The sequence below is a fragment of the Coleofasciculus sp. FACHB-712 genome (assembly GCF_014695635.1).
GTDB lineage: Bacteria > Cyanobacteriota > Cyanobacteriia > Cyanobacteriales > FACHB-T130 > FACHB-T130.
The window spans coordinates 1-3,138 of sequence record NZ_JACJOQ010000057.1 but is presented as its reverse complement, the minus strand read 5'-3'; the positions used below and the strand labels follow the sequence as shown (position 1 = coordinate 3,138).

At 47.2% G+C, this 3,138-nt stretch carries 3 protein-coding genes and 1 tRNA gene; 3 read left to right on the top strand and 1 reads right to left on the bottom strand.

All coding sequences use genetic code 11. The features are described from left to right. The first annotated feature begins 2 nt into the window (after positions 1-2). Both psb28 and H6F50_RS01260 read left to right on the top strand, forming a co-directional pair. Positions 3-407 (top strand): photosystem II reaction center protein Psb28, encoded by a 405-nt coding sequence (gene psb28, locus H6F50_RS01265; RefSeq protein ID WP_190415533.1) that lies wholly within the window; start codon positions 3-5, stop codon positions 405-407. Beyond that, positions 404-1,327 carry a TIGR01777 family oxidoreductase gene (locus H6F50_RS01260; RefSeq protein WP_190425434.1) on the top strand — a complete coding sequence of 308 codons (924 nt, stop codon included), beginning with the start codon at positions 404-406 and terminating at the stop codon, positions 1,325-1,327. Before psb28 ends, H6F50_RS01260 begins: the two co-directional genes overlap by 4 nt. Positions 1,328-1,425: 98 nt before the next feature. Here H6F50_RS01260 and murA read toward each other — a convergent pair whose 3' ends face one another. Further along, positions 1,426-2,835, bottom strand: coding sequence for a UDP-N-acetylglucosamine 1-carboxyvinyltransferase (gene murA, locus H6F50_RS01255; protein ID WP_190415530.1), 1,410 nt, complete (start codon positions 2,833-2,835; stop codon positions 1,426-1,428). A gap of 204 nt (positions 2,836-3,039) precedes the next feature. Between murA and H6F50_RS01250 the strand changes: the two genes are divergently transcribed. Continuing rightward, a tRNA-Leu gene (locus H6F50_RS01250) sits at positions 3,040-3,123 on the top strand. Positions 3,124-3,138 lie beyond the last annotated feature (15 nt).

Genomic DNA, 3,138 nt, shown 5'->3' with positions numbered 1-3,138 from the left:
GCATGACTTCTAATACACCCTTAATTCAATTTTTTGAAGGGATTCCTGAAGAAATCGGTAACGTCAGCTTACGGCGGAATCGCAGTTCTGGAGTCCGCACGGTATTGATGACATTTAACGAGCTGAAAGCCATAGAAAAATTCAACAGCTTTAAAAATAAGTTTTCTAATGGGCTGCGATTAACGGATGAAGAAGGTGAAATAAGCGTTGAGCCTTCTTCTGTAAAATTTGTTTTCAGCGGGCCAGAAGGGGATGATTTTCAGCGGTTGGACTGCGAATTTGAAATTCAGCGAGAAGACCACTGGGAGAGATTTATGCGGTTTATGAATCGCTATGCTGAGGTCAATGGTATGGCTTACAGCGACACGAAAAAAACCCCCGATAGCGAGGCAACGAGAGAAGCATGAAAGTAGCCATTACAGGAGCAACTGGATTTGTCGGCTCTCGTCTGGTAGAACGACTACACGCTCAAGGAAATCAAATCTTGGTTTTCAGTCGTAACCCTGCGAAAGCAAAGCAAGTCTTTCCTGCCAACACCTATCCCAATCTCGAAATCATTGCATATACACCCACTGAATCAGGCTCCTGGCAACAGTCCATTGCTGGATGCGATGCTGTGGTGAATCTATCAGGAGAATCGATTGCGGAAAAACGCTGGACTCCAGAACAAAAGCAGACGATCCTAAATAGCCGAAAGCTAGGGACGCAAAAAATTGTAGAAGCAATTAATCAAGCGAATCCCAAGCCTGCTGTCTTAGTTAATTCTTCTGCAATTGGCTACTACGGCACCAGCGAAACGGCTGCCTTTGATGAAACTAGTTCAGCCGGTAATGATTTTCTCAGCACTGTCTGTAAAGAATGGGAAACAGAAGCGCAAAAAGTCAAAGACAGCGGCACGCGACTGGTAATTGTGCGAACTGGAATTGTCTTAGGAATGGGAGGGGCACTTGCCAAAATGCTTCCCCCCTTCAAAATGTTTGCTGGTGGCCCCATTGGTTCAGGGCGTCAGTGGTTCTCCTGGATTCACCGAGACGATTTAGTGAATCTAATTCTATTTGCACTCAGCCATCCGGAAATTGAAGGTGTCCTAAACGGTACAGCTCCGAATCCAGTCCGGATGAACGAATTGGCTCAAACTTTGGGAGAAGTTTTAAATCGACCCTCCTGGCTACCAGTTCCCAGCTTTGTTTTAGAAGGTCTCTTAGGAGATGGTGCCCAAGTCGTTTTGGAAGGGCAACAAGTTCTTCCAAAACGCACCTTGTCCCAAAGATTTGAATATCAGTATTCAACCCTAAAACCAGCGCTGACAGAAATTGTGAAGGAATAGACAATTCGGTAAAAGGTAATTGTTATGAGTGTTGAGTTATGAGTTTTGAATGAATACCTCATCACTCATCACTCTACCCATTACCGATTATTCTTCCTTCAACTTTCAACCTTTAAACCTTCAACCGGCAGGCTGTCACCTTCAACCTTTAAATTTTCAACTGGCAAACTGTCATCATCCTGCACCCGCTGTAGTTTAGCTCCCAGCTGCCGTAGTTTATCCTCCAGTTTTTCGTAACCCCGATCTAGATGCTGCAATCCTCGAATGATTGTTTTTCCTTCTGCCGCCAGCGATGCCAAAACCAACGCCGCCGAAGCACGCAAATCAGTAGCTAGTACAGGTGCCCCCGATAACATTGGCACACCCCGCACAATTGCATGATTGCCTTTCACGCGAATATCTGCACCCATGCGATTCAACTCTGCCACATGACGCAATCGGTTTTCAAAAACCGTTTCGCTAATCACGCTGTCCCCTTCACTGAGGGTCAGCAATGCCATAAATTGTGCCTGCATATCCGTGGGGAATCCAGGATATGGCAATGTTTCAATATCTGTTGCCGTGTGTGTTTGTCCTCCGATAATCCGCAGGCAGTCGGGCGCTTCTTCGAGTACCGTCGCTCCAATTTCCCGCAGCTTGGCAATCACAGCCGTGAGATGGTCTGGAATAATTGGGGACAGACTTAGTTCTGAATGGGTAATTGCTCCTGCAACGAGCAATGTCCCCGCCTCAATCCGGTCGGGAATGATGCTGTAATCTACAGAATGTAAGCTGGGAACACCAGAAATCACAATTGTATTGGTACCTGCACCGCGAATCTTGGCTCCCATTGCAATGCAGAAATTAGCGAGATCCACGACTTCTGGTTCTTGGGCGGCGTTTTCTAGGATTGTTTCTCCCTCTGCTAGGGTTGCCGCCATCATCAGTGTCTCTGTCGCACCAACACTGGGATAGTCCAGATAAATTTTGGCTCCCTTTAATCTTCGATTGCTGCCAGTTACATGGGCATTGACCATCCCATGATCAATTTGGACATCTGCCCCCATGTCCCGCAAACCTCGGACGTGAAGATCGACGGGTCTGGCACCGATAGCACAACCGCCAGGTAGTGGCACTTTTGCTACACCCAGTCGCGCCAGCATCGGTCCGACGATGAAGAAACTAGCTCGTAGCTGAGAAACTAACTCGTAGGGAGCTTTTGATTGCCCAATGTGGCTAGCGTTGATGTCGAGAATGTCGCCATTCCATTCCAGCTTCAGGTCTAGGGACGACAGAATTTGACCCATGCGCTTGACATCGACAAGCGAGGGAACGTTACGGATTCGGCAATCTTCAGGACACAGCAAGGCTCCTGCCATGATCGCTAGTGCCGCGTTCTTTGCGCCGCTAATCTTGACGTGCCCTTGCAAGGAAGCTCTACCCCAAATGTGCAAAACGGACTTGTCTTCTTCGGGCAGAGAGTAAGTATCGGTCAGGCTGAGAGGGGGGTTAATAGGTCTGTCCTCCAAATTTCACGGAATAGGGTGGCTTTTTTTTAAATTTGGTTTTGATTCTACAGGAAAGATTTTAAATGTCTAGATTAGCAATCCCGCTTCATTGTCAGTCGATGAAGCATTGTACCTTGTATCGGTTCACTTTTCCGGATAAAAGGTATTGACAAATTCTAGGGTTTGTTGCAAGATAGTAAATCGGTGGTATAAATCCAGACGTCAGCGGAACTGGCGGAATTGGCAGACGCGCTAGATTCAGGTTCTAGTGTTCGCAAGGACTTCCGGGTTCAAGTCCCGGGTTCCGCATTTTTAGGACTGAGG

Excerpts from the sequence above, each read along its gene's own strand:
- psb28 (WP_190415533.1), top strand. The coding sequence starts at position 3 with ATGACTTCTAATACACCCTTAATTCAATTTTTTGAAGGGATTCCTGAA.
- H6F50_RS01260 (WP_190425434.1), top strand. The coding sequence starts at position 404 with ATGAAAGTAGCCATTACAGGAGCAACTGGATTTGTCGGCTCTCGTCTG.